The sequence below is a fragment of the Bacillus cereus genome (genome assembly GCF_015071065.1).
Taxonomy (GTDB): domain Bacteria; phylum Bacillota; class Bacilli; order Bacillales; family Bacillaceae_G; genus Bacillus_A; species Bacillus_A cereus_BA.
This window is the reverse complement of the sequence record NZ_VOVA01000001.1, coordinates 604,400-628,832: the sequence shown is the minus strand read 5'-3', so window position 1 is coordinate 628,832 and position 24,433 is coordinate 604,400. Positions and strand designations below refer to the sequence as shown.

Genomic DNA, 24,433 nt, shown 5'->3' with positions numbered 1-24,433 from the left:
TTGGTGCAGATAGAATGAAAAAAATGTTAAAAATTAATATTTTTTGTTTCATATTGCTGTAATGATGCAGTTTCATGGGTGATTTTGTTGAAAAAGTCGGTTTGATAAAAGTATTTATTTTTGTTAGAATTTTATTGAAATTAAGAAGATGTGATGAGGCAAAAATTACTCATTTTATGTATATGTGAAAAAGCGAACAAGGTGGGGGTGGAAGTGTGGGATATCGATGTTATAGAATGGTATACCATTTAGAAAATGGAGAGACAATTAAAGATATAAAAGAATTTTGTTATCGAGACCAAGGAAAAGTGCTAGAAAGAGTAGCACATCGTGTAATGGATAATAGAGAAGTGACAGCGATTGATAAACAAGGAACAATCATTTCAATAGCGTGTGAGGACATTGTAAAGGTAGAACTTGATTACATAACAGAAAGTTAACCTTGAGTCATATCGAATTATTCGATACAATATACTGTTGAATGGTGAAGAGAGAAGAGAGGAGTTTATCATGGGTAATACAAGACACTTTTATATGTTTATTTTAGCGTTTGTTCTTGTTGTGGCATTAACAATTTATTTAATTGTTGATAGCAGCTGGTACAATACAGTTCATCCAGCATTCCTTCTTTTTATGTATGTAGGAATTGCGGTTGTTAGTTTCGGAATGAGAGACGAAATGTTAGATCGCTTTGAAAAGTGATACATATACGAAAGACCAACAGGAAAATGTTGGTCTTTTTTTCTTGCCAAAAATAGGATATCGTGTATATACTGTGTATATAAAGTATACACAGTATATACACACTGGAGGAAAACATGAATATTATTATTTCAAATTCTTCCCAAGACCCTATTTATGCGCAAATAAGGAAGCAATTACGCCAACTCATTTTAAATGGTGGTTTAAAGGGTGGAGATCAATTACCGTCTATTCGTAGCTTAGCGAAGGAATTACAAATTAGTGTAATTACGACGAAGCGTGCGTATGAAGAACTTGAAAAAGAAGGGTATATTGAAACCGTTGCTGGGAAGGGGACGTATGTTTCAAAGCAAAACAATGAACTTATAAGAGAACAGAGATTACGTTTATTAGAAAGTAAAGCAGAAGATATTGTGAATGAAAGTAAGCTATTACAGCTTTCGCTTGAAGAATTACAACAAATGATAGCGTTTTTATATAAGGGGGAGTAAGGAAGATGTTAGAGATAAAAAACGTTTGTAAAAATTATTTGGATTTTTCTGTGAAAAGTGTAAGCTTTACATTGCCACGTGGATATATTATGGGGTTTGTCGGACCGAATGGTTCCGGGAAAAGTACAACAATCAAAATGATTATGAATTTAATAAGAAAAGATAGCGGCGATATAAAAATTTTTGGCAAGGACAATAAGAAATCCGAAAAAGAAATAAAACAAAATATCGGTTTTGTATATGATGAAAATCATTATTATGAAGATTTAACGTGTGAACAAATGAAGCGTATTATTGCACCGTTATATAAAAAGTGGGACGAAGAGCAATACAAATCGTATATGCACAGATTACAAGTTCCGAAGTATAAAAAAATTAAAGAACTATCTAAAGGGATGAAAATGAAGTTTGCGATTGCAATTGCATTGTCGCACCACGCAGAGTTTATCATTATGGATGAACCAACGGCGGGATTAGATCCAGTTGTACGGAGTGAATTACTTGATATGTTGCAAGAAATTGTAATGGAGGATGAAGTATCTGTATTATTCTCAACGCACATTACTACAGACTTAGAACGCATCGCAGATTATATTACGTTTATCAATGATGGAGAAATTATATTTACTGGTGAGAAAGACGAATTAATGGAGAACTATGTAATCGTAAAGGGAAGTAATGATTTATTAGATCCGGAAGGAAAAGAGTTATTCGTTGGCTTACGCAAAAATAAATTCGGATTTGAAGGGCTGACGAAGGACAAACAAGCAATTGTAGATTGGTTTGGGCAAGAAGTGGTATTAGAAAAACCGACTTTGGATGATATCATCGTTTACACTGCGAAAGGGAGAGGTGCCTATGCGTCAGCTCATATATAAAGATTTATTCTTTTTTCGAGTAACTTGGTTAGTGTATTTTATTATGCCCCTTGTTTTCTTTGGGTTAGAGCCAGATGGTGAATTGTTATTTCCGTTGAGTTGCTTACTCATAACGATATCATCTTCTATGATATTAATAGCGATGGATGAAAAAAATAAAAGTGATGTTATGATAAATAGTTTACCTGTAAGACGAAAGGATATCATTATTGCTAGATATATTTCCAGTGCAATATTCATTGTAGGTGGCATGATCTCTACTATGCTAGTTGTTTTTCTTATAAGAGGCATCACTGTCATTGGTGATATTGGAGTTAATCATCCTAATTTGTATATCGAAATTCCTTGGTATGGAGTAGTCAGAGGGGCTATATATTCTTTAGTTTATATTACAGCATTGTTCCCTAGTTATTATGGGACAAAATCAAAAATAGCACGTGGAATATTTTCAGGTGGGGCCGCTGGAATAGGTGTTATTACTGGAATGTTTATTGGTGACGGAGAAAGTACTACTGTATCATTCATTGATTGGATTATGAATCTATCACATCTTGGTGTGTTTATAGTTGGAGGCATGATATTAGCTAGTGTATATATTGCTTCTATGTTTCTTACAATTAAAATTTATGAAACGCGTGATTTATAGAAGAGGTTCTTTTAATACTAGGAGGTGTAATAAATGATCAAGCAACTAGTCTTAAAAGATATGATGTTGCAAAGAAAGTTAAGTTTTGTTTATCTTATATGTTTGTTTTTTCTTGTCATTGTTGATTTTAGTAGCGATAGTTTCCTTATGACGTTTTGCATGTTTATGCCTATTCTTGGCATGATGCTGTCAATGAGTTATGAGGAGAAAAATAAAAGTGAAATGGTATTAAATAGTTTACCGTTTCAGCGTAAAGAAATTGTCATAGCCAAATACATATTTTCAAGCATGTTAGTTACTGTAGGTGGGATTTTCTCATTTGCCGTTAGTTTACTTCAGTTACAAAATGAACATACAACTGTATTTATGTTGTGGGGAGCGATTCTCGGAGGAATAACAGGTGGTTTTGTTTATAGCATGATCGTACTTCCTATTGAATTTTCAGTAGGTTATAGTAGTGCAAAACAAATTGCTCCTTTTATCGGAATTGCATTTGGGTATTTAAGCGGACTGATTGTTAGTAACGTATGGTTAGATGTAGAGAATGCTTGGAACACGAGTCTAGTCATAAATATTTGTTTTATAGCAGGGCTGCTTCTTTTATATATTATGTCGATGGTATTCTCAATTCATTTGTATAATGAGCGTGATTTATGAGAGGGGGGAAATAGCGTTGAAACAGCTAATGTTAAAAGATTTCATCGTCCAATGGAAATTTTTAATTTGGTATATACTGTACCCTGTTTTCTTTTATATGGCCTTAACAGATACGAAAAATTTATTCATAATTATGTCAGTCATTTTTACAGTTATGGCAACCGTTAAAACGTTTAATGAGGATAATAAAAATGAGAGTGAAGTTATATTAAATAGTTTACCAATATTGAAAAGAGAAATTGTATTTGCAAAATATGTCGTAGCGATTAGTATTCTTTTTATAAGCGTAACAATCGGTTGTTTCACGATGGGAATGAAGAATGGAGCTAATGTATTTGAATTTATTGAAACGACAGTGGTTGCTAGTATTAGCTTTATTTTAGTATATTTAAGCGTTGTCTTACCGATATCGTTTTGGCTAGGGTATAAAAAAACTGTTTTTATTACGATATTAATATTTATGGCACCGATTGTTATTTTGGAGACGTTCTTTCAAATCAACCTGGAACAAATTCAACTATATAATAGCTTATTGTTCGTTAGTTCAATATGCATGTTCATAGCATCTTTCTTCGTTTCAGTAAAATTATACGAGAAGAGAGAATTTTAAAAGGTGCCTCGTAAAAGGCACCTTCTTCAATAACGGCAATACGAGAGCAAAAGTTTATAAAAAGAAACACTATTAGGTACATCTTTCGGAGTATGTAATATAAAGCTGAAAACGATAACGAAAATGAGAAAGAGGAAAAATAAAAATAGGATCTGCTTATGTATAGAATTTTGCATATGATCCACTCCTTTTTTAGATAGTATGTCCAAAAGAAAGGAGGGTATGAAAAATTTTAGGAGGGAGAATGATGAACAAAAGAAAATGGTTATATAGAATAGGGGTACTTTTATTTTCTATCGGTCTCATATTAGCAAATTTTTATTCGGATATACCACCACTATTTCCTAATTTGCATAAAGGGATCGGTATGAGTGTTGCCATAATTGGCCTGCTTTGTCTTATTGCATCAAATTTCTATAGAAAATCTAAATAGACATAAAAAGGACAGTTACTCTTTTTCAGAGTAACTGTCCTTTTTAAATAACTTATTCCAAAGCTTGGCGATACTCCATATAATTATGATCGTAATGGAAGCGATAATTGACCAAGCGATAGAGGCAATTTCAAGCGCCATGTTCGGAAGGAATGTAAGAATGGATAATACTTTATGAAACAACCACTCTATTATATGAAAACTTATTTGCAATAGAATGATAATCCCGAGTGTGATCCATGTTAAGATTTGTTTTCCTTTTTCTTTCCACATGACATTCACCTCACGTTAGCCTAATAATTTTAAGCCAACAGCACCGCATAGAATGCAGCTTAAGAAGGCAAGGCGGCGCCAATCCGCTGATTCGCGGAAAATAAGAATGCCTAGAAGTGCACTTCCGGCAGTTCCGATTCCAGTCCAAATTGCGTAAGCAGTTCCCATCGGTAATGTGTCCATTGCAAGTGATAAGAAGAAGAAGCTTACGCCGAAGTTAGCGATTAAAATAACTTTTGGTGCCCAGCCTTTCTTTTCAGTGGCTACTTTCATAAAGAGTACACCAATAATTTCACAAATACCAGCTAGAATTAAAAATACCCAAGCCATTTTATGCAGCCTCCTTCGCTTCTTTTTCTTCTGTTACTCGTTTTAAGCCGATTACTCCGAAGAAGATTAAACCAATTAATAAAACTTTTACGATAGAGAAAGGTTCTCCGAAAACAAAAATTTCGGTAAGAACGATTCCGCCTGCTCCGATACCTGTAAATACAGCGTACACGGTGCCAACAGGTAAATCTTTATAAGCTCTAAATAATAAGACGAAACTTACTGTAATTAATAGAGCGACACCTATCCACTCAAGTGGTGTCTCCGCGTGTTTTAGTCCAATCACCCAAAAAATTTCAATAATACCAGCTAAGATTACATAAATCCATGCCATATGTCATTTCTCCTTCCTACCAGTCGTTAGGTAAAGGGCTTAAAACTGACGCATTGCAAAGGTGCAATCCGTCAGTTTGAAAGGCCGCGCCAAAATACTTTCCAAGAAGCGTCTAAACGAGTCTCAAAGCGATTTAAACCTGCGTACAATAGTTCAACCATAAGACCGTCAAGTAAGCATAGAAAAGCCTCTAAAGCGTCTTTTATTTCAATGTTATGCAGTTCATCTTGTTCGCTTGCTCTTTTAAACACAGGGAATAAAAGCTTTCCGACGTTTTCGATGTGTGTATTCGCTTTATCAATAATTTGTTCGCGAAATGCATCCGGCGGAAAATAAGAAGTTCGTAACCAAAACATTGATTCTTCACTTTCACCAAATCGTTTTGCATAGCCTTTTAACAAATGTAAGAGCAATTCTTCAGTGGACGAATTTGAAAAAAAATCGATATCGTCTGTGAAGCTCTGCAAATCTTTTTGAAGAGCTGATTCTAAGCATGTAAAATATAGCTCTTCTTTTCCTTTAAAGTGTGCGTAAATCGATGGTTTTTTAATCCCAACTTCTTGAGCAATATTTGCTAATGAAGTTCCTTCATAGCCGTAGCGCGCGAAATGAGAAAGTGCTACAGCTTTAATGCGGTTTGCTGTCATTTTCATCCCCTACCTACCGTTCGTTAGGTTAATTATATGAGATGCAAAATATAAAGTCAATAGGTGAAGAGTTGAAAAAAGAGCACTATAATTAACGCTCCTTTTTCAGACTGTTTTTCGCTCAATTAAATGGAATGAAAGTTCTTCTGAGTTTCCAATAATGTGTTCGTTTTGCATCTGTTTATGAAATAAAGAAAAAGCACGTGATCCCATCGTGAGACCAGGGTGTTCAATAGTTGTAATTTCTAATGCTTTTGAAATTTCATGGTTATCAAATCCCAGGATAGCGAGGTCTTCAGGTATGCGAATGCTATGTTTTTTTGCCTCTGTTAATAAACCAGCAGCTACTTGATCGTTCGCTGTGAAAATAGCGGTTGGACGATTTTTCATGTTTAAAATACGATGAAGTATTTTTGCCCCGTCCTGCATCGTATAACATTGATGAAAAATCCAATCAGGGTGCACTGTTTTTCCTTCGCGACGAAGAGTATCGGCGAAAGCTTTTTCACGCTCGATTGAATTAACACTTGTTTTTCTTGCTAAACAAATGCCGATTTTTTCATGACCTTTACTTAGTAAAAATGCAGTACCGAGACGGAATCCTTCATAATGATCTACATAGACAGATGAAATGAGGGGATGGTTCATTTTTTCACATGAAATAATAGGGGCGAATTTTGCGAATGGTTCAATTTGTTCCCATGAACTCGTTCGAGAGCAAATAATCATCCCGTCAAATTGCTTCATTTTCATCATTTCAAGAACGCGAATTTCTTCAATACTATCGTAATTCGTTTGGCATAAATTAATATGATATCCAGCTGCTAACGCTTCGTTTCCGATTCCTTCAATGATTGTACTAAAGTACGGAAGATTAATAAAAGGTAGCATAACGCCAATTGTATATGTTTTACCTCTTATTAAATGGACAGCATTTATATTTTTTGCATAGTTCAATTCTTCAACTGCATCTAGAACACGCTTACGTTTTTCTTCTTTTACGTAAGGATGATTATTAAGGACACGGGAAACCGTTGATATGGATACACCAGCAGTTTTTGCAATTTGTTTTATATTGGCCATATGTATCACCTCTTTACTTAATTATAAGGGGAAAATAATAAGAATGAAAAAATCTTGACCTGAAAAGCTTTTCACAATCTATGTTATAAGCATGACTTTTGTTATTCGCGTAACCTTTTTATTTGGGCGTAAGAATAGCGAGGTCTTTTTTGTATGTCTGCAAAGAGTTTTTGTCAAAATGTGTGAGAATAACGTGGAAAGTTTTCGGAGGAGGTGTTTGATAACGAAGCGAATAGAAGAGAGTATAAACGCTTCGCTCGTTAAGAGAGCGGTATGAAAGGGCGGAAACAAATTGAAAAAAAGAATCATTTGTTTCGTGTTTTCTAGTGTAATACTTAGCTCATGTTCATTTCAGCAAACGATGCAAGAAGAAAAAACATTTGTAGGAACAACAGGAGGGGCTAAGGACCGTGTTACTGATCCGATTCCGCTAAAGGAACTTCCAAAATATTTTCCGGCGAAGTTTAAAGTTCCAACGTTTTTACCTTATGACATTACGAGTGATGTGAAGGGAGAGGTAAGAACGATGGGAAAGAAAAATGCTGTCTTAACGATTAAATATAAGCAACAAGAGAAAGGAAGGCACGATTATATAGAATTAACAGTGGCCAACTTTTCTTACAGCTTTCCATACCTCGTAGAAGAGAATCGATTTCAAGAACAAATGAAATTGAATAATGGAGCACCTGCTTATTTTAAAAATAAGGATGATTACGAGCGAGGGGACGAATTTGCTACGCTTATATGGAAAGAGAAGGGGATTGAATATCAGCTATTATATCGTAATGTAGATGAGAAAGATGAAGATGTGATTAAACAAAATCTACTGTACATTGCGAACAATATGGAATGAAAAAACTAGCTGTATCGTGCAGCTAGTTTTTTGTATATTATTTCTTTTTAATTTTGCCTGACCAAGATTTAAATCCACCTTTTAATTGGTAGAAATCTTGGTGGCCTTGTTTTTTTAAGTATTGAGCTGCACGACCTGTACGGAATCCGCTTTGGCAATATAAATAAACCGGTTGATCTTGGCGAAGTTCTTTGTAGCGAAGGCGAATTTGTGATAATGGAATGTTACGCGCACCTAAAATATGTCCCGCGTTAAATTCATCTGCTTCGCGAATATCGATAAGCTGTGCTTTACGGTAGCCAGCGCGAAATTCTTCTTCTGAAAGTGTTTTAATTAATTTTTTCTGATAGAAATACATCCATACAGTGTAGCCGATGAATGCTGCAATTGCGGCTAGTATAATAATCAAGTTTGTTGACACGATTCTATCGCTCCCTTTTTTCTTATCCTACTTTCAATATTATAATGCCCATATGTATTTATGCAACAGATTCATTTGTATATAAGAAGAAATTTCGTATTCTTTCACAAATTTTGTCGAATTTGGTAGACTAGAGAATGTGAAAAATAATTGGTTATATGAGGTGCAGGATGGGAAAAGAAAAATGGTGTTATATTAACTCTGGTCAATGTTCACCAGCATTTAATATGGCGTTAGATGAATGTTTATTAAATTGGCAAAGTGAAAAGAAAATGCCACCAACAATTCGTTTTTATGAATGGGAAGTACCAACATTAACAGTCGGGTATTTCCAGCGTGTTGAAAAAGATATAAATATGGATGTAGTTAACGAAAAGAAATATGGATTCGTTCGTCGTCAAACAGGCGGCAGGGGTGTACTACATGACAAAGAATTAACGTACAGTGTTATTGTGTCTGAAGATCATCCGAATATGCCAAAAACAGTTACAGAAGCATACCGCGTTATTTCGCAAGGCTTATTAGACGGTTTTAAGGCATTAGGATTAGAAGCGTATTATGCAGTTCCGAAAACAGAAGCGGATCGTGAGAATTTAAAAAATCCGCGTTCAGGAGTATGTTTTGATGCACCATCTTGGTATGAAATTGTAGTTGAAGGAAGAAAAATCGCAGGTAGTGCTCAAACACGTCAAAAAGGTGTTATTTTACAGCATGGATCGATTCCGTTAGAAATAGATTTAGATGAATTATACGACCTATTTTTATTCCCAAATGAACGTGTAAAAGAGCGTATGAAAAACATGTTTTCTTCTAAAGCGGTAGCAATTAATGAATTGACAGACCGTACATTTACGATTGAACAGTTAATTAAAGCATTTGAAACTGGATTTGAAAAAGGTTTAGATATAGAGCTTGTGCCGTATGAACTAACAGAAGAACAGCTTCATGAAGTTCAAACTTTAGCAAAAGAGAAGTATGAAAGTAATGAATGGAATTATAAAAAATAAGGAGATGGCGACCGCCATCTCCTTATTTTTATAGTAAATTAAGTACTTTTTCTACTTTGATTCCTTTATCTTGTAAAGAACGAAGGCGATTTACAACGTCCATAATTTCTTTGTCGAATGTAACGCTAATACCTTGGCTTTGTAGCTCTTTTTTTAATCCTTCAATAGAATCATCTATGTCGATGCCAAGCTCGTAATCTTGACAAACTTCAATTGTCTTTTTCACAAGTTTAACATAATTTTCTTGTAGTTTTGTATTTGTTTCAGTCAAAGCAGGTTGCTTCGGTTTTGCAGGAGTAACCGGTGCTGTCTCTTGCTTTGTAACTGGAGTAGGTACTGCTTTTTTCACAGGTGCTGGAGTAGATAGTTCTACAGCTGCTTCAACACTTACTGACTTCGGCGTTGGTACCGGAGTAGGTTTAGGTGTTACAGCAGGTGTTTCTACACGCGTAACAGGTTTTGGAGCAGGTGTAACTGCTTTAGGAGCCTCTACAACTACTTCTTTGTTCGGAGTAGCTTCTACAACTGTTTCTTCTTGCTCAGCAGCTTCTTTATTTTCTTTGCTCCACATAACGCGTTCAATTTCTAGAGAAACATTGTTCTTATTCATCGCTGTTAATGTAACTTTACCAACTTCCGCGTTCCCAGTGAAATCAACAATTTTATAAATAACACTCTTGTTCCAATCCACGTTTCCGCTCAAAAATAATTCTTCGTTACATTTCGGCGTTAAGCCCTCGATTTTAATTTCTGCGTTTACACCGTTTTCACTATATACCATAATTAGCGAAGCATTTACATCTTCGTCTGCTAACATTAGTTCACGTACCATTTTGCCGGTGCGTACTTGCGTTTTCTTCTTAACTGACATCAAATTTCTCCTCTCAAAAATTCAGTAATAATAAAAAAATCGTATAACGAAAAATAATTGCTCACGAAGATTTATGATACCGATAATAAAAGCATCACGTCAACAATTAACTTTAATTATTTTGCATTTTTCTTATTTTCTTTATGAAATTTTTCAATTTGTAAAATTAGACAAAAGAAAAACAGCCTTTTGAAAGGCTGTTAAAACGTGGAAAACTTTAATCGGTGTTAATTCTTCTTTGCTTCCCATACTAACGAAAGGAGGGAAGCGTATGAAACCGTTTATGCCAAAACTCGTTTACTTTGAACCGAAGGCACTCGAATATCGGCTTGGGTTTATAGTTGCGCCAATTTATATGCATGAAGGGTGGGAAGAAGGATACCGCGAATTATTTGAACGATTGTACAATGCGTTGAAAGACATGATGATACCCAATTTAACGTTCGAATTAATTCAGCATCGCTTTACGAAACCGGCAAAAAAGGTCATTCAAGTGCGGTATCCGAATACGAAGCTTGAAATGGATGAAGAGAAGCGGAAATATAAATGGGGACGATACGGCATTGGGAAATACGTCTATAAAAAGATGACGCAGAAATTCAATATTTTACATGAAATGAACTTGTATTTGAATGCAGGTTCTTTTCTCTTTTGCAGATTTAGGCTTGTTTCTACCTTGTCACGTTATTCTTTCTGGTGTATCATTTTATTGATTGCTTCGTACGGAATAAGCAAAATGAAATTGGATGGAGGAAACCGATGCCAACCCCTAGTATGGAAGATTATATTGAACAAATTTATTTGTTGATTGATGAAAAGGGTTATGCCCGTGTATCTGATATTGCTGAAGCGCTTAGTGTACATCCATCCTCTGTAACAAAAATGGTACAAAAATTAGACAAAGACGAATATCTAATTTATGAAAAATATAGAGGGCTTGTATTAACATCAAAAGGTAAAAAAATCGGAGAACGTCTCGTATATCGTCATGAATTGTTAGAACAGTTTATGCGCATTATCGGTGTGGATGAAAGTAAAATTTATAATGATGTAGAAGGAATTGAACATCATTTAAGTTGGGAATCAATTGACCGTATCGGTGATTTAGTACAATACTTTGAACAAGATGAAGTCCGAGTAGAAACACTTCGTGGTGTTCAAAAAGCAAATGAAGAGAAAAGTAATTAAGGGGAACGTATGGCGTTTCCTTTTTTATTTCAATCGAAAAGGATGGGAGAATAATGAAAGCAATTATTTTTGATTTTGATGGACTAATTGTGGACACAGAAACAATATGGTTTCACTCTTTCAGAGATGCTGTTCGTGAATACGGCGGAGAGTTACCTTTAGAGGAATTTGCAAAATGTATTGGAACGACAGATGAAGTGCTTTATGCATATTTAAAAGAGCAATTAAAAGAAAAATTTAACGAGCATGAATTAAAGGGAAAAGTAACAAATTTACATAAAGAGAAAATGAAAATACCAAAAGCGCGTGACGGGGTAAAAGAATATTTAGAAGAAGCGAAAGAACTTGGATTGAAAATCGCATTAGCCTCTAGTTCATCTAGAGAGTGGGTTGTTCGTTTTTTAGAAGAGCTACAAATTAGAGATTATTTTGAAGTGATTAAAACGAGAGAAGATGTCGAGAAGGTAAAACCAGATCCAGCACTTTATAGAGTTGCGATAGAGGAATTAGGAATTGAACTGTCAGAAGCTGTTGTATTTGAAGATTCATTAAATGGATTGAGAGCAGCGATTGCAGCAGGATTAAAGTGTGTCGTCGTGCCTAATGATGTGACAAGAAATTTACAATTTGAAAATCATCACCTTCGTATCGAAAGTATGAAAGAAAAAAGTTTGAAAGAAGTGCTTCAACATATAAAGTGAAACTTTAATCAGTAAGGGTTTTTCTCATCTTTCACTGATTATTAGCCCCGTACCAACCGGGATAAAAAAAGACCGTATTTCCTAAAAGGAAGCACGGTCTTTCTTTTTGTTTTTTTTACCTTCAATGACAGTTAAATGAGATTGTTTTCTTTTTCTTTTCAACGATGGAGAATTACCCTTTTTCCCCTTGTCATCAGAAGCATTTCGTTTCAAGAAAGAATTGCTTAGGGGTGCTACATTTTGTTTCCCGTGTTTGCGGTTCGATTGTTTCGCTGCACGCTTATATGAGCTTTGCGAATTTGCAGAACCACTAGAGTTTGTAAACATTTTGTAGAGTAAGTAAAAGATACCAGCGACAGCCAACATGATACCAATGTTTTTCAATACTTCCATTGGATTTGTAATAACAGATGAAACAAGGCCGAATATTGCTAATCCGATAATAAGCACAAATATAGCGAATGTAAACGAACGACCGTTCATAAGGGACACCTCCTAAAAACATATATTAAAATTAGTATATTAACGATGAGGAAAGGAGTTGAACACCATTTTTAAATAATTATTGTTTGTTTTCTAAACGTAATAATTCTTCAAACGATGCGATTGCAACTTCCGCTTGATCATCTGTTGGTTCTTTCGTTGTTAATAGCTGCAGCCATAATCCTGGATATCCAAGTACTCGTAAAACAGGGACATCTCGTAATCGATTGGTAAATTGTAATACCTCAAAAGAAATACCGAGAACAACTGGAATTAATAAAATTCGGTTTACTACCCTTGCCCAAAGCGGATCTGTAGGGACGAGGAAATAGACAAACATTCCAATAATGACCGTAAATATAATAAAGCTACTGCCACAGCGATAATGGAGGCGAGTTTGCTTTTGAACATTTTCTACAGTCAGTGGGAGATTATTCTCATAAGCATTGATTACTTTATGTTCCGCACCGTGGTACTGAAATACCCGCTTAATAAGTGGGGTTAAAGAAATGAAGTATATATAGCTCAATAATAGCATGAGCTTAATGACACTTTCGACAATGATTTGCCCTGTATGAGATGGGAAAATCGGTCTGGTTAATTCAGCTAAAAGTGCAGGAACTGCTGTGAAAATTACTTTACCGAATATGAACGATAAAACGCCAACTGCTGCAACTCCTAATACCATCGTTAATTTTGATTGTTCTTCTTTTTTATTTGCAAATTGTTCATCTTCTTCTGGGTGGACATCAAATCGTTCTGAAGCAAAGTTTAAATGTTTCGCTCCATTCGCACTTGCATCCACAATAGCGGCAATACCTCGTAAAAATGGAATCTTCTTTAGTAGAGACAATGCTTTATTACGAACGCGTGGTAAACGATAAAATTCAATCGATTTATCTTTACGACGAACCGCTGTAACAGTATATTCTCTACCGCCAAACATAACTCCTTCTATGACTGCCTGCCCGCCATATATTTGTTTTGACTCTTCTGCCATGTTAACACCAACCTGTATTTGTTTCTCTCTTATGTAGAAAAAGAGGCAATTGTCATACTTGGTTCTGTCATCTTGAAATAAGACAATCACCGAGTTTCCTTTATTTTATCGACAAATACAGGTAGATGACAAGGGAAAATGTTACGAGAGTCGGACATTTCTTATTCTTTTTATAGACAAATTTTGCAGGATTTAAACATGCTTCAAAATAGTTTCGGGCATACTATTGAGCGGAGGTGTCAATGTGAATCAAGAGCAATCAACAATAAGAAACTTTGTACAAATCGGTTTATTTGGTGGCTTATTTTGGGGAGGTATATGGTATTTCCTTCATATATTCTCATTTACAGAAGCTGGCCCTAACTATTTACTTTTACCGTTTGCATTTGGAGATTGGAAAGAAGGGGTTTGGGGAAATGTACTAGGTATCGTTTGTATGGGACTTCTTTCAATTTTAGTGGCATTTCTCTATAAAGCTCTTTTTAAAAAGTTTGAAGGAGTATTACCTGGCGTACTATACGGTTTGTTTTGGTGGGCATTATTATTTCTGGGGATGGGGCTAATGGCACCTGTTATTAAAAGTGCACTCCATTTACCAAAAGAAACAATTGTAACGACAGTATGTATCTTTATATTATATGGTGTTTTTATTTCGTATTCTGTAGCATTCGAATCGAATAATACAAATAGAGGAGAAGGGCTCGAGAAGACAAACTATTCAAATAAGTGATTCCTATGTTAAAATGTCGTATAGACATTCTTTAATATTAAGGGGTTTTAAGAAAATGAAAAAGTTACTCCTCGTAAACGGTCCGAACCTAAATCGCCTTGGCGTTAGGGAAGTAAATGTATACGGAAAAGGAACGTTAGCGACGCTTGAAACAGATATGAAACAAGAAGCAGAGAAAATGGGAGTGGAGTTAGAATGTTTTCAATCGAATCATGAAGGAGCTATTATTGATATTATTCATGAGGCTGATGACATATATGAAGGAATCATTCTAAATCCGGGTGCATTTACGCATTATAGCTACGCGATTCGAGATGCTATAGCAAGTGTTTCGATTCCAGTTATTGAAGTACATATTTCTAACATTCACGAGCGTGAGTCGTTTCGTCATGAATCTGTGACAGCGGCTGTTTGTGCGGGACAAATTGTTGGATTTGGTTTTTACGGTTATAAGCTAGCGTTATTTGCATTAATGGAGAAATTGAGGGAGGCATAAAGTAATGGAAAAGATCGAGAGATTAAGAAGTGCGTTTGATGAGGCTGGTATTGACGGTATCGTATTAACGAATGAACATAGCCGTAGATATATGGCGAATTTCACAGGAACAGCTGGTGTTGTACTAATTTCAAAAGAGCGTGCTCTATTTATTACAGATTTTCGTTATGTAGAGCAAGCTAGTAAGCAAGCGGTTGGATACGAAATCGTGCAGCACACAGGATTAATTCTTGATGAAGTTGCGAAACAAGTTAAAGAACTTGGAATTCAAAAGCTAGGCTTTGAGCAAGATACTCTTACATATAGCTCTTACGTAACGCATAATGAAGCGATCGAAGCTGAATTCATCCCAACTTCTGGGCTTGTAGAAAAGTTACGCTTGATAAAGACTGATTCAGAGATTAAGATATTAAAGGAAGCTGCACAGATTGCAGATGCTGCCTTTGAGCATATTCTATCATTCATTCGCCCGGGAGTATCTGAAATTGAAGTGTCAAATGAACTTGAATTTTTCATGAGAAAACAAGGAGCAACATCTTCTTCGTTTGATATTATCGTTGCTTCAGGTCTTCGTTCGGCATTACCGCACGGCGTGGCATCTGAAAAAGTGATAGAAACAGGAGATTTCGTTACATTAGACTTCGGCGCTTATTACAAAGGATATTGCTCTGATATTACTCGTACGATTGCAGTCGGTGAACCATCTGATAAATTAAAAGAAATTTATAATATCGTTTTAGAAGCACAACTACGTGGTGTGAACGGTATTAAAGCTGGTTTAACGGGTCGTGAGGCTGATGCATTAACGCGTGATTACATAACGGAAAAAGGATATGGTGAATACTTCGGACACTCTACTGGTCATGGAATCGGTCTTGAAATCCATGAAGCACCAGGTTTAGCGTTCCGTTCTGATACAGTACTTGAACCAGGTATGGCTGTAACAGTAGAACCAGGTATTTATATTCCAGGTGTTGGCGGGGTACGTATTGAAGATGATATCATTGTAACAAGTGAAGGTAATGAAGTAATAACGAAATCACCAAAAGAACTTATTATTTTGTAATACACAGGAGGATTTTTTTACATGATTTCAGTAAACGATTTTCGTACAGGTTTAACAATTTCAGTGGACAATGCCCTTTGGCAAGTAATGGATTTCCAACACGTAAAGCCAGGTAAAGGTGCTGCATTCGTTCGCTCTAAACTACGTAACCTTCGCACAGGATCTGTTCAAGAGAAAACATTCCGTGCAGGTGAAAAAGTAGAAAAAGCACACATCGAAAACCGTCGTATGCAATACTTATACGCGAGCGGTGAGTCTCACGTATTTATGGATAACGAAACTTATGAGCAAATCGAACTTGGCGAAAACCAAATCGAGCGCGAACTTAAATTCCTAAAAGAAAATATGGGAGTATCTATTATGACATACCAAGATGAAGTACTTGGTGTTGAACTTCCGAACACAGTTGAATTAAAAGTGTCAGAAACAGAACCTGGTATTAAAGGTGACACAGCTTCTAACGTAACAAAACCAGCTACATTAGAAACTGGTCTTGTTGTACAAGTACCAATCTTCATCAACGAAGGCGAAATGCTTATCATCAACACTGGTGAAGGTAAATACGTTTCTCGTGCATAGTAGAAAAGCACTCGTGATTATCACGAGTGCTTTTTTTTATAGGAAATAGGGAAGATAGTAAATTGCGGTTATAACAAAACTAACTGTGACGAGTGAAAGGGTACCCATAATATATGGAGTCAAAACAATTTGAAATGGTCGTATTTCACCAGTTTCAACACCGGTAAAAGTTTTATTCGTTGCATGATCCATATTGTTATTTCTAAAGGTACTCATAATAATTAACCACGTAATTGCAAATATTGCTAGACTGCCAAGGAAAAAGCTCTCCATAAATGACCAGTCGACCATTTTTGAAAAAAGATAAATAATGGCTAATTCTACTACAATTGTTAAGCTAATTTTCAATCCCTTCATATTTTCCCCCCTCATTTTGTAATTCCAACCAATTTGAAAATTTTTCGCATGATACAACATGCAGTACGCAAGGTGATTTTACTTCTTTCTCCAAAGCGACATGTTCGTCTGGAAATTGATTTTCCACATGTAATGAAATGTAAGGTAGTTTCTCTTGTGCTTTTAAAGAGCGAATGTTATTCGTTTTAGCACCGGCAAATACGTATGTAAGTTGCAAGTCTAAAAAAGCGATTTTAAAGATCTCTTTTTTAGCAGCTTCGTTATATCCTCTTCCCCAATATTGATAGCCGAGCCAACTTCCAATATGTGAGTGCTTTTGTTCGTAATTAATATGTTTAAGTGTCGTGAGGCCAATTATTTCATTTTCCTCACTTACAATCACTCTTGATAAGGAGTGTTTTTTTCGTTCCTCTCCAATTGCAAAAAGAATGAATGCCTTTGTATCTCCCACTGATTCTACTTTTATCCCTAATGCATTTTTTACATGTGGATTGCTGGATAGCTCAAAAATCACATTTGCATATCGTAAATCGAGTGGTAATAAAGTAACTTGCTTCATCGTCTATGCTCCTTTTCTATTAAATATACCGTAAATTAATGAGAATATTCAGATTTTAATAAAGTCGATAGAGAAAAATTATGTTTTTACTTCTGAAATAGACAACCTCTGCATATGGTTGTACAAATATATTCTTTTTCAGAATAAGGAAGTAGTAACTGTTATGGGAGAAGGTGGGAGAATGAAACAGTGGCTAGCGGCCATGGAAACATCCGTGCTTGTTATGGGGTTACTTCGGTTGTTTTCAGGTAGCGCGGAAATATTCGCCGCTTTGCTTATGCTTTACGTGAATGATGCGAAGAAAGCATTGTTTATAAATGGTATGTTGGCGTTTGTTGGACCGACCGTATTAATTTTAACAATGACAATTGGCATAGCGAGTGTAGCAAGTGAGATTTCTTTCTTGAAACTCTTTTTTCTAGCACTTGGAATTGGCTGCATTTTTATCGCGTTGTTGAAATAGTAAGTCGAGTATAGTGGGGAGAAGCTTATGAAAGAAGTATTAGAAGTTTTACCGAAAACGATGAAACAGTTAGTTGAAGGTTGTAAGCAATATGATACTTTAGAGGAAATTCGTGTTCGAATTGGAAGGCCACTAGAGTGTATTGCACATGGAGAAGTGTTTTTCTATGACTATATCGCTACAGCGGAAGATGCAATCCATTTATTGAATAAATTAAGTCAATTTTCAATTTATACGATGGAAGAGGAATTGAAACGTGGATATGTGACACTACGAGGAGGACATAGAATTGGCCTAGCTGGAAAAGTCATTACAGAAAAAAGTGCAGTGAAAATGATTCGAGATGTCTCTTCTTTTAATATTCGTATTGCCCGTCAAAAAATAGGGATTGCTGAGCCGCTTCTGCCATATCTTTATGAGTCACGATGGTTAAACACGATGGTAATTGGCCCACCGCAAACTGGGAAAACAACACTTTTAAGAGATGTAGCACGCTGTATGAGTCAAGGTGTAAGTGCTTCGAAAATTCCTTCATGTAAAGTGGGGATTGTTGATGAACGATCAGAAATTGCGGGCTGTGTGAAAGGAATCCCGCAATATGACTTTGGCGTGCGAGTAGATGTATTAGACGCTTGTCCAAAAGCTGAAGGAATGATGATGATGATTCGTTCTATGAGCCCAGACGTATTAATCGTAGATGAAATTGGACGTAAAGAAGATAGTGAAGCGATTATGGAGGCGGTACATGCAGGTGTTCAGCTTTTTATAAGTGCACACGGATTTTCTTATGATGATGTTGTGAAACGTCCATCGCTGCAGGCGGTGTTGGAACTTGGTGTATTTGATAGGTTTGTGGAATTATCAAAAGCGAGAGGGCCAGGAACAGTTATGCAAGTGAAAGATAGAGATGGAAAACCAGTATTATCCCATAGAAAGGTTCAAGGCGTATGGTGAAAATATTTGGTGCGGTATTAATAGTTGCTGTTAGCACTTTTTTCGGATTTTCATACGCTAAAAGGTACAGTGAGAGACCGCGGCAGCTTAGGTTATTGAAGGCAGCATTGCAATCATTAGAAGCTGAAATTATGTATGGACACACGCCGTTATCTGAGGCTGCAGAGCGTTTAGTCAAACAAATGCCGAAGCCGTTAAATTGGATATTTCAAAGCTTTTCGAAACGGCTAGAGGACGGGGAACAAACAGTTAGAGAAGCTTGGATTGATAGTTTGAAGGAGAACTGGACGTTAACGGCGTTTAAACAAACCGAGTATGAAATACTGCAACAATTTGGTGAAACACTTGGACAACATGATCGTGAATCACAGCAAAAGCATATTCGCTTATGTATTACACACTTGGAGAGAGAAGAAGGAGAAGCGAAAGCATTACAACTACAATATGAAAAAATGATAAAGAGTTTAGGGGTACTAGCAGGGCTACTTATCGTAATTTTACTGCTATAGGGGGGGAGAAAGGCGATGTCCATTGATGTAGGGTTAATATTTCAAATCGCCGGAATCGGCATTGTTTTAGCTTTCATTCATACTGTACTAAAAGAATTAAAGCGAGAGGATATTGCAAATTGGGTTATCCTTGTCGGTTTTGTCGTTATTTTGTTTCATGTTGCATTTTTAATTAATACTCTATTCGACAAGATTAAAAGTGTCTTTCTCTTCCAGTAAAGGAGGCGGTTCGAATCGAAATTATACAAATTGTCGGATTAGGCCTCGTTGCTACATTTTTAGCTGCTGTTTTAAATCAGCATAAGTCTAGTATTACATCGTTATTTATTGTGTTCATTGGTAGCATGATGTTTCTTCTCTTAATCGATCAAATTCATTCTATTTTACAAATGATTGAGAGAGTGGCGAGTGAAGCCAAGGTTAGCAACGTATATGTAGAAACGTTATTGAAAATTATAGGGATTGCTTATATCGCTGAGTTTGGTGCGCAAATTACAAAGGATGCTGGCCAAGGTGCAATCGCTTCGAAAATTGAATTAGCTGGGAAAATCTTAATTCTCGTCATGGCAATTCCTATTTTGACGGTTGTAATTGAAACAATTCTCGGTTTTTTACCTACGGGATAAGGGGGAGTGAATGTTGAGGAAGTTTGGAGCTAAGCTATTATTTGCTTGCTTCCTTTTCTTTTCTTTACCGATTGTTGTACAAGCTTCTCCTATAGAAACAAACGTCGTTGATCAACAATTGGATAAGCTAGGAATTGAAGATGTGAAGCAGTTTTGGGACGGACTTGTTACAAAATATGGGGGTTATTTACCAGAGAGTCAAAAAGGAAGCTTTATGGAGTTTGTAAAGGGAGAAAAAGAATTCTCCATAAAAGAGTGGATGATAGGTTTATTAAAATATTTATTTCACGAACTCGTTGCAAATGGAAAGTTACTTGGAACGCTCATTATGCTCACAATTTTTAGTGCATTGCTGCAATCACTGCAATCTGCTTTTTCAAAGAGTAGTGTAGGTAAAATTGCGGACGCAGTCGTATATATGGTACTTATTATTTTCGCTTTAAATAGTTTTTATGTCGTCATGACATATGCAAGAGAGACGATACAAACAATGGTAGATTTCATACTAGCGTTATTACCAATTTTACTTGCACTCATAGCAACAGGCGGCGGTGTTGTTTCTGTATCATTTTTTCATCCAATCATCATTTTCTTAATGAATACGAGTGGGCTTCTTATGAACTATATCGTTCTACCACTTTTATTACTTGCAACTATATTAAGTATTGTAAGCACGATGAGTGATCAATATAAAGTTACGAAATTGTCCAAGCTTTTGCAAAACGTTAGTGTTGGGATTATTGGTATCTTTTTGACGATTTTTTTAGGCGTATTATCTGTACAGGGAACAGCGTCAGCCGTTGCTGATGGTATAGCTGTGAAAACGGCTAAATTTGTAACAGGAAACTTCATTCCTGTAGTAGGAAGGATGTTTACTGAGGCGGCGGATACTGTTATTAGTGCATCTGGATTATTAAAAAATACAGTCGGAATTATCGGGCTCGTTATTTTATGCTTAATTGTCGCTTTCCCAGCGATTCAAATTTTTTGTATCGCGTTTATTTATAAATTTGCAGCAGCAGTATTGCAACCAGTAGGCGGCGGAGCAATTATTCAATGTTTAGATATCATTGGACGAAGTATCATTTACGTATTTGCTTGCTTAGCGATCGTATCATTTATGTTCTTTTTAAGTATCACAATTATTATTGCTGCCGGGAACATTACGCTCATGATGCGGTAGGAGGTGAAGAGTGTGCAATTTGTTACAGAGTGGATTAGAAATATTATCGTTTTTTTACTCTTAGCGACAATGCTTCATCTTATTCTTCCAAATTCAAATTTGCAAAAATACGTTAAATTCGTTGTAAGTCTATTGTTAGTCGTATTAATTTTAACGCCTCTATTTAAGTTGTTACAAACAGATGTAAATGAAGTTATCGCAAATTTCAATGAAGAAAAGTACGTAGCAGATGGATCTGTAAAAAATTCGATAGATTCGAAGAAAAAAGAAATACAAGCTCTAACACGTGCATATAGTTTAGAAGAGATGGCTACCAAAATGAAAAAAGAAGTTGGAAAAGAGTTTGAGAAAAAGTATGGTATGACAGTCTCTGAAATACAAATAGTCGCAGTGGAACATGCAGGAGAAGTAAAGTCAGCGAAAGATATTCAATCTGTTGTTGTGACGTTGAAAGAAAAAGAACGTAGTAAAAATGATGCAATCGAAACAGTAAAGCCAATTGAAATTAATATGAAAGAACCTCCAAAAAAAATAGAAGAAACGAATGTAGAAATGAAAGATTTCTTTTCAAGCAGGTGGCAACTAGAGGATAAACAAATCCAAGTTCAGATGGAAGGGAGGACAGGTAGCGTAAATGGACAATAAAGATAAAAATTCGAGGTTCTCATTTTTTCGAAACCTATTAAATGGGGATGGAAAAGAAAGTAATGAGAAGGGGAAAAAGGTAACACCTAAGTTTTTGCTTGTCCTACTTATACTTGGGATTGCGCTTATGTTTTCTAGTAATTTCTTATCACCTAAAAAAGAAGAAGTGCCTGTGTTTAAAGAAAAGACAAGTCAAAGCCAAGATAAAGATGTACCAACTTTCGGACAAAAAAACAATGATAATATGTCAAATGTAGAAAAATATGAAAAAGCGTATGAACAAGAATTGAAAGCTTCTTTAGAAGAGATAGCCGGAGTAAAAGACGTAACGATTAAAGTGAATTTAGATTCATCTGAAGAAAAAATACTCGAGAAAAATACAGTAAAACGTTCACAAACGACAGGTGAAACTGATAAAGCAGGCGGTAAAAGGGAAGTAGAAGACGAGTCTCTTGATGAAAAGACCGTCATTATACGCGAAGGTGATAAAGAAACTCCAATTGTTTTGCGAACAGAGAAACCGAAAGTACGAGGTGTTCTGGTCGTAGCAAAGGGAGTGGATAATATACAAATAAAAGCAATGGTAAAAGAAGCTGTGACGCGATTATTAGATGTGCCAGCTCATCGCGTTTCAGTATCACCGAAAAATTGATAGGGAGGAAATAAAGTGTTAAAAAAACAAACGGTTTGGCTATTAACGATGTTAAGTTTAGTGGTTGTACTATCTGTTTATTACGTAACAACTCCTGAAAAAATGAATACAGCAGCACCGGCAACGGGTGAAAAGATGGGACAAGAAAAGCAAGGTGCTGATAAAGCAGTTACAAAAGAAACAACGAAAGAAACAACAAAAGAAAGTACAAGCAAGGAAACTACAAATAAAGAAACAGACAAAAAAGAGAATGATAAAAAAGAAACAAGTAAAAAAGAGGCTAGCGTATCAGTTCAATCAAGTGATGAGAATTTCACAGCGTTACGTATGCAAATGGAAGATCAACGTAGTGTAGAGAAAGAAAAGTTGCAAAATGTAATGAAGTCATCAAATTCTTCAGCACAAGAAAAGAGTAAAGCGAAAGATAATCTTGATGCAATTACTACAATGGAAACGAAGCAACAATTACTTGAGACAGTGATTAAATCTCAAGGTGGATATAAGGATGCTCTTGTAAGAGCTGATGGAACGGACATTAAAGTAACAGTTAAATCGGCAAAGCATTCACAAAAAGAAGCGAATAAAATTATTCAGCTCGTAAGAAGTGAAGGTGGTTCAAAAGATGTAGGTGTGAAATTTGATCCATCAGTAAAATAAAATGAAACTTTAATCAGTGGGGGCCATCCCCCCACTGATTATTAGTTGAACCATACGGGTATTTGGCCCTCCCGCTTACGCTGTATTTTGAGGTAGGAGTTTTACTGTTCGTTAACGCGGGATAATTGTAAGAGGTTTTTGCCCTTCAAATTAGATAAAAAGAATAGTAGAAAAAGGCTATCGTTTTCGATAGCCTTTTTCTATTTCGTCTTTGTAGTTGGTTTTAGTATTTTCAATTGGGAACGGGGAAATACGCTGCGAGTAAAAGATTAATGGTTCATGATAATGATGATTACTTTTTCCAGATTTGACGTGGATGAAGAGGACCAATGTCCAAATCATTACGGCAGGCAAGAACAGGATGAGCCATATCATATGTCCACACCTCATTACAATATATTTTCTACACTTTGAACATACTATTCTTATATGAAGGAAGAATGAACGGCGTGTAAACAAAAAAATAATATTTGGTAAAAATATGTTTTTTACAGAAGATAAAATGAAGAGCAGAGAGGGAATGATGTGTTTACGGTGTACAGTTTTGAAAAAGTAAAGAATGTTTTTTAGGAAGTGGTCTTGCCAATTTTGTGTGAAACTTGGTATTATTACTAGGTAATAAATTTTTAGTGGAATAATATTTTTACAGGAGTTTTGATTTCTTATAAAGAAATATAAATTGGAATGTTTAAAAAATTTAGCGTAAGATAGGAATAGTAAATATTTCTATTAGTAAATGTCATAGGAATAAATTTTCTAATAGAATGCATCGTATTTTTACAGTCAATCTAGTTTTATTGATAACAATCTGTAAAAACGGGACAAACAAGAGTATGGGAGTGGATTTTACATGTTTAAAATTCAAGAAGTTCGTGAATTAATTAAATTAATTGATAGCTCTAATATTGATGAATTTGAATACAAAAAAGATGGTACAACAATCAAAATGAAAAAACGCGGTAATGAGGTCGTTACTGTGCAAGCACCGGTAACGAAACAAGTAGTACAACCAGCAGCTGTAGAAGTGGAAACAGCGGTAGCGGCAGCGGCAGCGCAAGTAGAAGCGCCAAAACAAGAAGAGAAGAAAGCTGTTCAAAATGAAAATCTACATAAAATTACATCGCCCATGGTAGGGACATTTTATTCTTCTGCTTCGCCTGATACACCTCCGTATGCAAGTGTTGGGGACAGAGTATCGAAAGATTCTATCGTATGTATTGTTGAGGCTATGAAGTTATTTAACGAAATTGACGCAGATGTAGATGGAGAAATTGTTGAGATTCTTGTTAATAACGGACAGCTTGTTGAGTATGGACAACCGCTATTTCTTGTAAAAGCGTAATAAGGGA

The 24,433-nt window shown here is 35.7% G+C and carries 38 protein-coding genes and 1 pseudogene; 27 read left to right on the top strand and 12 right to left on the bottom strand.

What is annotated here, in order from left to right; all coding sequences use genetic code 11:
- Window positions 1–236 precede the first annotated feature (236 nt).
- The 8 genes from FT637_RS03295 to FT637_RS03260 all read left to right on the top strand — a co-directional run bounded on the left by FT637_RS03295 (window position 237) and on the right by FT637_RS03260 (window position 4,417).
- On the top strand, window positions 237–440 hold the full coding sequence (locus FT637_RS03295) for a DUF3929 family protein (protein ID WP_000262494.1): 204 nt from the start codon (window positions 237–239) through the stop codon (window positions 438–440).
- A 70-nt stretch (window positions 441–510) separates the two neighbouring features.
- A complete protein-coding gene (locus FT637_RS03290) occupies window positions 511–702 on the top strand; it encodes a hypothetical protein (RefSeq protein ID WP_002088608.1) in 192 nt (63 codons plus the stop codon).
- Window positions 703–818: 116 nt separating this feature from the next.
- On the top strand, window positions 819–1,193 hold the full coding sequence (locus tag FT637_RS03285; RefSeq protein ID WP_193645110.1) for a GntR family transcriptional regulator: 375 nt from the start codon (window positions 819–821) through the stop codon (window positions 1,191–1,193).
- A gap of 5 nt (window positions 1,194–1,198) precedes the next feature.
- On the top strand, window positions 1,199–2,071 hold the full coding sequence (locus tag FT637_RS03280; RefSeq protein ID WP_193645109.1) for an ABC transporter ATP-binding protein: 873 nt from the start codon (window positions 1,199–1,201) through the stop codon (window positions 2,069–2,071).
- On the top strand, window positions 2,052–2,717 hold the full coding sequence (locus FT637_RS03275) for an ABC-2 transporter permease (RefSeq protein WP_193645108.1): 666 nt from the start codon (window positions 2,052–2,054) through the stop codon (window positions 2,715–2,717). The genes FT637_RS03280 and FT637_RS03275 overlap by 20 nt, the downstream gene beginning before the upstream one ends.
- A 33-nt stretch (window positions 2,718–2,750) precedes the next feature.
- The gene (locus tag FT637_RS03270; RefSeq protein ID WP_193645107.1) at window positions 2,751–3,374 is read left to right on the top strand and encodes an ABC-2 transporter permease; all 624 of its coding nucleotides are present in this window, start codon (window positions 2,751–2,753) and stop codon (window positions 3,372–3,374) included.
- Window positions 3,375–3,390: 16 nt separating this feature from the next.
- Window positions 3,391–3,984: an ABC-2 transporter permease gene (locus FT637_RS03265; RefSeq protein WP_193645106.1), complete on the top strand. Its 594-nt coding sequence runs from the start codon at window positions 3,391–3,393 to the stop codon at window positions 3,982–3,984.
- Between the two features lie 247 nt (window positions 3,985–4,231).
- Window positions 4,232–4,417: a hypothetical protein gene (locus FT637_RS03260; RefSeq protein WP_193645105.1), complete on the top strand. Its 186-nt coding sequence runs from the start codon at window positions 4,232–4,234 to the stop codon at window positions 4,415–4,417.
- Window positions 4,418–4,432: 15 nt separating this feature from the next.
- Here the strand turns inward: FT637_RS03260 and FT637_RS03255 are convergent, their stop codons facing one another.
- From FT637_RS03255 to FT637_RS03235, 5 genes are all read right to left on the bottom strand, one after another.
- Entirely contained in the window at window positions 4,433–4,690 is a 258-nt protein-coding gene (locus tag FT637_RS03255; protein ID WP_193645104.1) for a DUF3975 family protein, read from the bottom strand.
- 15 nt (window positions 4,691–4,705) lie between these two features.
- Window positions 4,706–5,020: a DMT family transporter gene (locus tag FT637_RS03250; protein ID WP_105584530.1), complete on the bottom strand. Its 315-nt coding sequence runs from the start codon at window positions 5,018–5,020 to the stop codon at window positions 4,706–4,708.
- 1 nt (window position 5,021) lies between these two features.
- Window positions 5,022–5,354, bottom strand: a complete 333-nt coding sequence (locus FT637_RS03245; RefSeq protein WP_070144834.1) for a DMT family transporter — start codon at window positions 5,352–5,354, stop codon at window positions 5,022–5,024.
- Window positions 5,355–5,425: 71 nt separating this feature from the next.
- Entirely contained in the window at window positions 5,426–6,007 is a 582-nt protein-coding gene (locus FT637_RS03240) for a TetR/AcrR family transcriptional regulator (protein ID WP_193645103.1), read from the bottom strand.
- Between the two features lie 99 nt (window positions 6,008–6,106).
- Window positions 6,107–7,084 carry a LacI family DNA-binding transcriptional regulator gene (locus FT637_RS03235; RefSeq protein ID WP_193645102.1) on the bottom strand — a complete coding sequence of 326 codons (978 nt, stop codon included), beginning with the start codon at window positions 7,082–7,084 and terminating at the stop codon, window positions 6,107–6,109.
- 316 nt (window positions 7,085–7,400) lie between these two features.
- Between FT637_RS03235 and FT637_RS03230 the strand changes: the two genes are divergently transcribed.
- The gene (locus FT637_RS03230) at window positions 7,401–7,937 is read left to right on the top strand and encodes a DNA polymerase III subunit delta (RefSeq protein ID WP_078181004.1); all 537 of its coding nucleotides are present in this window, start codon (window positions 7,401–7,403) and stop codon (window positions 7,935–7,937) included.
- Window positions 7,938–7,974: 37 nt separating this feature from the next.
- Here the strand turns inward: FT637_RS03230 and FT637_RS03225 are convergent, their stop codons facing one another.
- The gene (locus FT637_RS03225) at window positions 7,975–8,358 is read right to left on the bottom strand and encodes a rhodanese-like domain-containing protein (protein ID WP_193645101.1); all 384 of its coding nucleotides are present in this window, start codon (window positions 8,356–8,358) and stop codon (window positions 7,975–7,977) included.
- 170 nt (window positions 8,359–8,528) lie between these two features.
- Between FT637_RS03225 and FT637_RS03220 the strand changes: the two genes are divergently transcribed.
- Window positions 8,529–9,365 carry a biotin/lipoate A/B protein ligase family protein gene (locus tag FT637_RS03220; RefSeq protein WP_002122474.1) on the top strand — a complete coding sequence of 279 codons (837 nt, stop codon included), beginning with the start codon at window positions 8,529–8,531 and terminating at the stop codon, window positions 9,363–9,365.
- 28 nt (window positions 9,366–9,393) lie between these two features.
- Here the strand turns inward: FT637_RS03220 and FT637_RS03215 are convergent, their stop codons facing one another.
- Window positions 9,394–10,236: a hypothetical protein gene (locus FT637_RS03215; RefSeq protein WP_193645100.1), complete on the bottom strand. Its 843-nt coding sequence runs from the start codon at window positions 10,234–10,236 to the stop codon at window positions 9,394–9,396.
- A gap of 322 nt (window positions 10,237–10,558) precedes the next feature.
- Here FT637_RS03215 and FT637_RS30545 point away from each other — a divergent pair.
- The 3 genes and pseudogenes from FT637_RS30545 to FT637_RS03200 all read left to right on the top strand — a co-directional run.
- A pseudogene (locus tag FT637_RS30545) lies at window positions 10,559–11,044 on the top strand (spore photoproduct lyase family protein); the annotation flags it as partial.
- On the top strand, window positions 10,996–11,424 hold the full coding sequence (gene mntR, locus FT637_RS03205; protein ID WP_001143080.1) for a transcriptional regulator MntR: 429 nt from the start codon (window positions 10,996–10,998) through the stop codon (window positions 11,422–11,424). The pseudogene FT637_RS30545 and the gene mntR, both read left to right, overlap by 49 nt.
- Before the next feature lie 53 nt (window positions 11,425–11,477).
- The gene (locus FT637_RS03200) at window positions 11,478–12,125 is read left to right on the top strand and encodes an HAD family hydrolase (protein ID WP_193645099.1); all 648 of its coding nucleotides are present in this window, start codon (window positions 11,478–11,480) and stop codon (window positions 12,123–12,125) included.
- A gap of 81 nt (window positions 12,126–12,206) precedes the next feature.
- Here FT637_RS03200 and FT637_RS03195 read toward each other — a convergent pair whose 3' ends face one another.
- Window positions 12,207–12,608: an SA1362 family protein gene (locus tag FT637_RS03195; RefSeq protein WP_193645098.1), complete on the bottom strand. Its 402-nt coding sequence runs from the start codon at window positions 12,606–12,608 to the stop codon at window positions 12,207–12,209.
- A gap of 79 nt (window positions 12,609–12,687) precedes the next feature.
- On the bottom strand, window positions 12,688–13,608 hold the full coding sequence (locus FT637_RS03190) for a DUF1385 domain-containing protein (protein WP_193645097.1): 921 nt from the start codon (window positions 13,606–13,608) through the stop codon (window positions 12,688–12,690).
- A gap of 244 nt (window positions 13,609–13,852) precedes the next feature.
- Between FT637_RS03190 and FT637_RS03185 the strand changes: the two genes are divergently transcribed.
- The 4 genes from FT637_RS03185 to efp are packed head-to-tail and all read left to right on the top strand — an operon-like array spanning window position 13,853 to window position 16,479.
- Window positions 13,853–14,338, top strand: a complete 486-nt coding sequence (locus FT637_RS03185; RefSeq protein ID WP_002122457.1) for a YqhR family membrane protein — start codon at window positions 13,853–13,855, stop codon at window positions 14,336–14,338.
- A gap of 55 nt (window positions 14,339–14,393) precedes the next feature.
- Window positions 14,394–14,834 carry a type II 3-dehydroquinate dehydratase gene (gene aroQ, locus FT637_RS03180; RefSeq protein ID WP_193645096.1) on the top strand — a complete coding sequence of 147 codons (441 nt, stop codon included), beginning with the start codon at window positions 14,394–14,396 and terminating at the stop codon, window positions 14,832–14,834.
- A gap of 4 nt (window positions 14,835–14,838) precedes the next feature.
- Window positions 14,839–15,900 (top strand): Xaa-Pro dipeptidase, encoded by a 1,062-nt coding sequence (gene pepQ / locus FT637_RS03175; protein ID WP_193645095.1) that lies wholly within the window; start codon window positions 14,839–14,841, stop codon window positions 15,898–15,900.
- A gap of 21 nt (window positions 15,901–15,921) precedes the next feature.
- Window positions 15,922–16,479, top strand: coding sequence for an elongation factor P (efp, locus tag FT637_RS03170; protein WP_193645094.1), 558 nt, complete (start codon window positions 15,922–15,924; stop codon window positions 16,477–16,479).
- A gap of 36 nt (window positions 16,480–16,515) precedes the next feature.
- Here efp and FT637_RS03165 read toward each other — a convergent pair whose 3' ends face one another.
- Together FT637_RS03165 and FT637_RS03160 are read right to left on the bottom strand one after the other, a co-directional pair.
- Window positions 16,516–16,836 carry a hypothetical protein gene (locus tag FT637_RS03165; protein ID WP_131230522.1) on the bottom strand — a complete coding sequence of 107 codons (321 nt, stop codon included), beginning with the start codon at window positions 16,834–16,836 and terminating at the stop codon, window positions 16,516–16,518.
- Window positions 16,817–17,395: a GNAT family N-acetyltransferase gene (locus FT637_RS03160; RefSeq protein WP_193645093.1), complete on the bottom strand. Its 579-nt coding sequence runs from the start codon at window positions 17,393–17,395 to the stop codon at window positions 16,817–16,819. Before FT637_RS03160 ends, FT637_RS03165 begins: the two co-directional genes overlap by 20 nt.
- A gap of 181 nt (window positions 17,396–17,576) precedes the next feature.
- Here FT637_RS03160 and FT637_RS03155 point away from each other — a divergent pair, with 181 nt between their 5' ends.
- From FT637_RS03155 to FT637_RS03115, 9 genes are read left to right on the top strand one after another with little or no spacing between them, the layout of a single operon-like run.
- On the top strand, window positions 17,577–17,858 hold the full coding sequence (locus FT637_RS03155; RefSeq protein ID WP_000816054.1) for a YqhV family protein: 282 nt from the start codon (window positions 17,577–17,579) through the stop codon (window positions 17,856–17,858).
- Between the two features lie 27 nt (window positions 17,859–17,885).
- Window positions 17,886–18,812 (top strand): stage III sporulation protein AA, encoded by a 927-nt coding sequence (gene spoIIIAA / locus FT637_RS03150; RefSeq protein WP_193645092.1) that lies wholly within the window; start codon window positions 17,886–17,888, stop codon window positions 18,810–18,812.
- Entirely contained in the window at window positions 18,806–19,321 is a 516-nt protein-coding gene (gene spoIIIAB / locus FT637_RS03145; protein WP_002088574.1) for a stage III sporulation protein SpoIIIAB, read from the top strand. Before spoIIIAA ends, spoIIIAB begins: the two co-directional genes overlap by 7 nt.
- Before the next feature lie 15 nt (window positions 19,322–19,336).
- Complete coding sequence (gene spoIIIAC / locus FT637_RS03140) at window positions 19,337–19,540, top strand: stage III sporulation protein AC (RefSeq protein ID WP_000020914.1); 204 nt, start codon at window positions 19,337–19,339, stop codon at window positions 19,538–19,540.
- Window positions 19,541–19,563: 23 nt separating this feature from the next.
- Window positions 19,564–19,947, top strand: coding sequence for a stage III sporulation protein AD (spoIIIAD, locus tag FT637_RS03135; protein ID WP_078172833.1), 384 nt, complete (start codon window positions 19,564–19,566; stop codon window positions 19,945–19,947).
- Window positions 19,948–19,957: 10 nt separating this feature from the next.
- Window positions 19,958–21,130, top strand: a complete 1,173-nt coding sequence (gene spoIIIAE, locus FT637_RS03130; RefSeq protein ID WP_105584547.1) for a stage III sporulation protein AE — start codon at window positions 19,958–19,960, stop codon at window positions 21,128–21,130.
- A gap of 12 nt (window positions 21,131–21,142) precedes the next feature.
- Window positions 21,143–21,775 carry a stage III sporulation protein AF gene (gene spoIIIAF / locus FT637_RS03125; protein WP_193645091.1) on the top strand — a complete coding sequence of 211 codons (633 nt, stop codon included), beginning with the start codon at window positions 21,143–21,145 and terminating at the stop codon, window positions 21,773–21,775.
- A complete protein-coding gene (spoIIIAG, locus tag FT637_RS03120; protein WP_002088572.1) occupies window positions 21,765–22,427 on the top strand; it encodes a stage III sporulation protein AG in 663 nt (220 codons plus the stop codon). Before spoIIIAF ends, spoIIIAG begins: the two co-directional genes overlap by 11 nt.
- A gap of 15 nt (window positions 22,428–22,442) precedes the next feature.
- Window positions 22,443–23,084 (top strand): SpoIIIAH-like family protein, encoded by a 642-nt coding sequence (locus FT637_RS03115; RefSeq protein WP_193645090.1) that lies wholly within the window; start codon window positions 22,443–22,445, stop codon window positions 23,082–23,084.
- A 177-nt stretch (window positions 23,085–23,261) separates the two neighbouring features.
- Here the strand turns inward: FT637_RS03115 and FT637_RS03110 are convergent, their stop codons facing one another.
- Window positions 23,262–23,459, bottom strand: coding sequence for a DNA recombination protein RecO (locus FT637_RS03110; protein WP_193645089.1), 198 nt, complete (start codon window positions 23,457–23,459; stop codon window positions 23,262–23,264).
- A 475-nt stretch (window positions 23,460–23,934) separates the two neighbouring features.
- On the opposite strand from FT637_RS03110, the gene accB reads away from it, so the two are divergent.
- Window positions 23,935–24,426, top strand: a complete 492-nt coding sequence (gene accB / locus FT637_RS03105) for an acetyl-CoA carboxylase biotin carboxyl carrier protein (protein WP_193645088.1) — start codon at window positions 23,935–23,937, stop codon at window positions 24,424–24,426.
- Window positions 24,427–24,433 lie beyond the last annotated feature (7 nt).

Bases quoted from the DNA above. Each gene is read 5' to 3' on its own strand.
- FT637_RS03295 (WP_000262494.1), top strand. From the start codon at position 237: ATGGTATACCATTTAGAAAATGGAGAGACAATTAAAGATATAAAAGAA.
- FT637_RS03290 (WP_002088608.1), top strand. From the start codon at position 511: ATGGGTAATACAAGACACTTTTATATGTTTATTTTAGCGTTTGTTCTT.
- FT637_RS03285 (WP_193645110.1), top strand. From the start codon at position 819: ATGAATATTATTATTTCAAATTCTTCCCAAGACCCTATTTATGCGCAA.
- FT637_RS03280 (WP_193645109.1), top strand. From the start codon at position 1,199: ATGTTAGAGATAAAAAACGTTTGTAAAAATTATTTGGATTTTTCTGTG.
- FT637_RS03275 (WP_193645108.1), top strand. From the start codon at position 2,052: ATGCGTCAGCTCATATATAAAGATTTATTCTTTTTTCGAGTAACTTGG.
- FT637_RS03270 (WP_193645107.1), top strand. From the start codon at position 2,751: ATGATCAAGCAACTAGTCTTAAAAGATATGATGTTGCAAAGAAAGTTA.
- FT637_RS03260 (WP_193645105.1), top strand. From the start codon at position 4,232: ATGAACAAAAGAAAATGGTTATATAGAATAGGGGTACTTTTATTTTCT.
- FT637_RS03255 (WP_193645104.1), bottom strand. From the start codon at position 4,690: ATGTGGAAAGAAAAAGGAAAACAAATCTTAACATGGATCACACTCGGG.
- FT637_RS03250 (WP_105584530.1), bottom strand. From the start codon at position 5,020: ATGGCTTGGGTATTTTTAATTCTAGCTGGTATTTGTGAAATTATTGGT.
- FT637_RS03245 (WP_070144834.1), bottom strand. From the start codon at position 5,354: ATGGCATGGATTTATGTAATCTTAGCTGGTATTATTGAAATTTTTTGG.
- FT637_RS03240 (WP_193645103.1), bottom strand. From the start codon at position 6,007: ATGAAAATGACAGCAAACCGCATTAAAGCTGTAGCACTTTCTCATTTC.
- FT637_RS03235 (WP_193645102.1), bottom strand. From the start codon at position 7,084: ATGGCCAATATAAAACAAATTGCAAAAACTGCTGGTGTATCCATATCA.
- FT637_RS03220 (WP_002122474.1), top strand. From the start codon at position 8,529: ATGGGAAAAGAAAAATGGTGTTATATTAACTCTGGTCAATGTTCACCA.
- FT637_RS03215 (WP_193645100.1), bottom strand. From the start codon at position 10,236: ATGTCAGTTAAGAAGAAAACGCAAGTACGCACCGGCAAAATGGTACGT.
- mntR (WP_001143080.1), top strand. From the start codon at position 10,996: ATGCCAACCCCTAGTATGGAAGATTATATTGAACAAATTTATTTGTTG.
- FT637_RS03200 (WP_193645099.1), top strand. From the start codon at position 11,478: ATGAAAGCAATTATTTTTGATTTTGATGGACTAATTGTGGACACAGAA.
- FT637_RS03195 (WP_193645098.1), bottom strand. From the start codon at position 12,608: ATGAACGGTCGTTCGTTTACATTCGCTATATTTGTGCTTATTATCGGA.
- FT637_RS03190 (WP_193645097.1), bottom strand. From the start codon at position 13,608: ATGGCAGAAGAGTCAAAACAAATATATGGCGGGCAGGCAGTCATAGAA.
- aroQ (WP_193645096.1), top strand. From the start codon at position 14,394: ATGAAAAAGTTACTCCTCGTAAACGGTCCGAACCTAAATCGCCTTGGC.
- pepQ (WP_193645095.1), top strand. From the start codon at position 14,839: ATGGAAAAGATCGAGAGATTAAGAAGTGCGTTTGATGAGGCTGGTATT.
- efp (WP_193645094.1), top strand. From the start codon at position 15,922: ATGATTTCAGTAAACGATTTTCGTACAGGTTTAACAATTTCAGTGGAC.
- FT637_RS03165 (WP_131230522.1), bottom strand. From the start codon at position 16,836: ATGAAGGGATTGAAAATTAGCTTAACAATTGTAGTAGAATTAGCCATT.
- FT637_RS03160 (WP_193645093.1), bottom strand. From the start codon at position 17,395: ATGAAGCAAGTTACTTTATTACCACTCGATTTACGATATGCAAATGTG.
- FT637_RS03155 (WP_000816054.1), top strand. From the start codon at position 17,577: ATGAAACAGTGGCTAGCGGCCATGGAAACATCCGTGCTTGTTATGGGG.
- spoIIIAA (WP_193645092.1), top strand. From the start codon at position 17,886: ATGAAAGAAGTATTAGAAGTTTTACCGAAAACGATGAAACAGTTAGTT.
- spoIIIAB (WP_002088574.1), top strand. From the start codon at position 18,806: ATGGTGAAAATATTTGGTGCGGTATTAATAGTTGCTGTTAGCACTTTT.
- spoIIIAC (WP_000020914.1), top strand. From the start codon at position 19,337: ATGTCCATTGATGTAGGGTTAATATTTCAAATCGCCGGAATCGGCATT.
- spoIIIAE (WP_105584547.1), top strand. From the start codon at position 19,958: ATGTTGAGGAAGTTTGGAGCTAAGCTATTATTTGCTTGCTTCCTTTTC.
- spoIIIAG (WP_002088572.1), top strand. From the start codon at position 21,765: ATGGACAATAAAGATAAAAATTCGAGGTTCTCATTTTTTCGAAACCTA.
- FT637_RS03110 (WP_193645089.1), bottom strand. From the start codon at position 23,459: ATGATATGGCTCATCCTGTTCTTGCCTGCCGTAATGATTTGGACATTG.
- accB (WP_193645088.1), top strand. From the start codon at position 23,935: ATGTTTAAAATTCAAGAAGTTCGTGAATTAATTAAATTAATTGATAGC.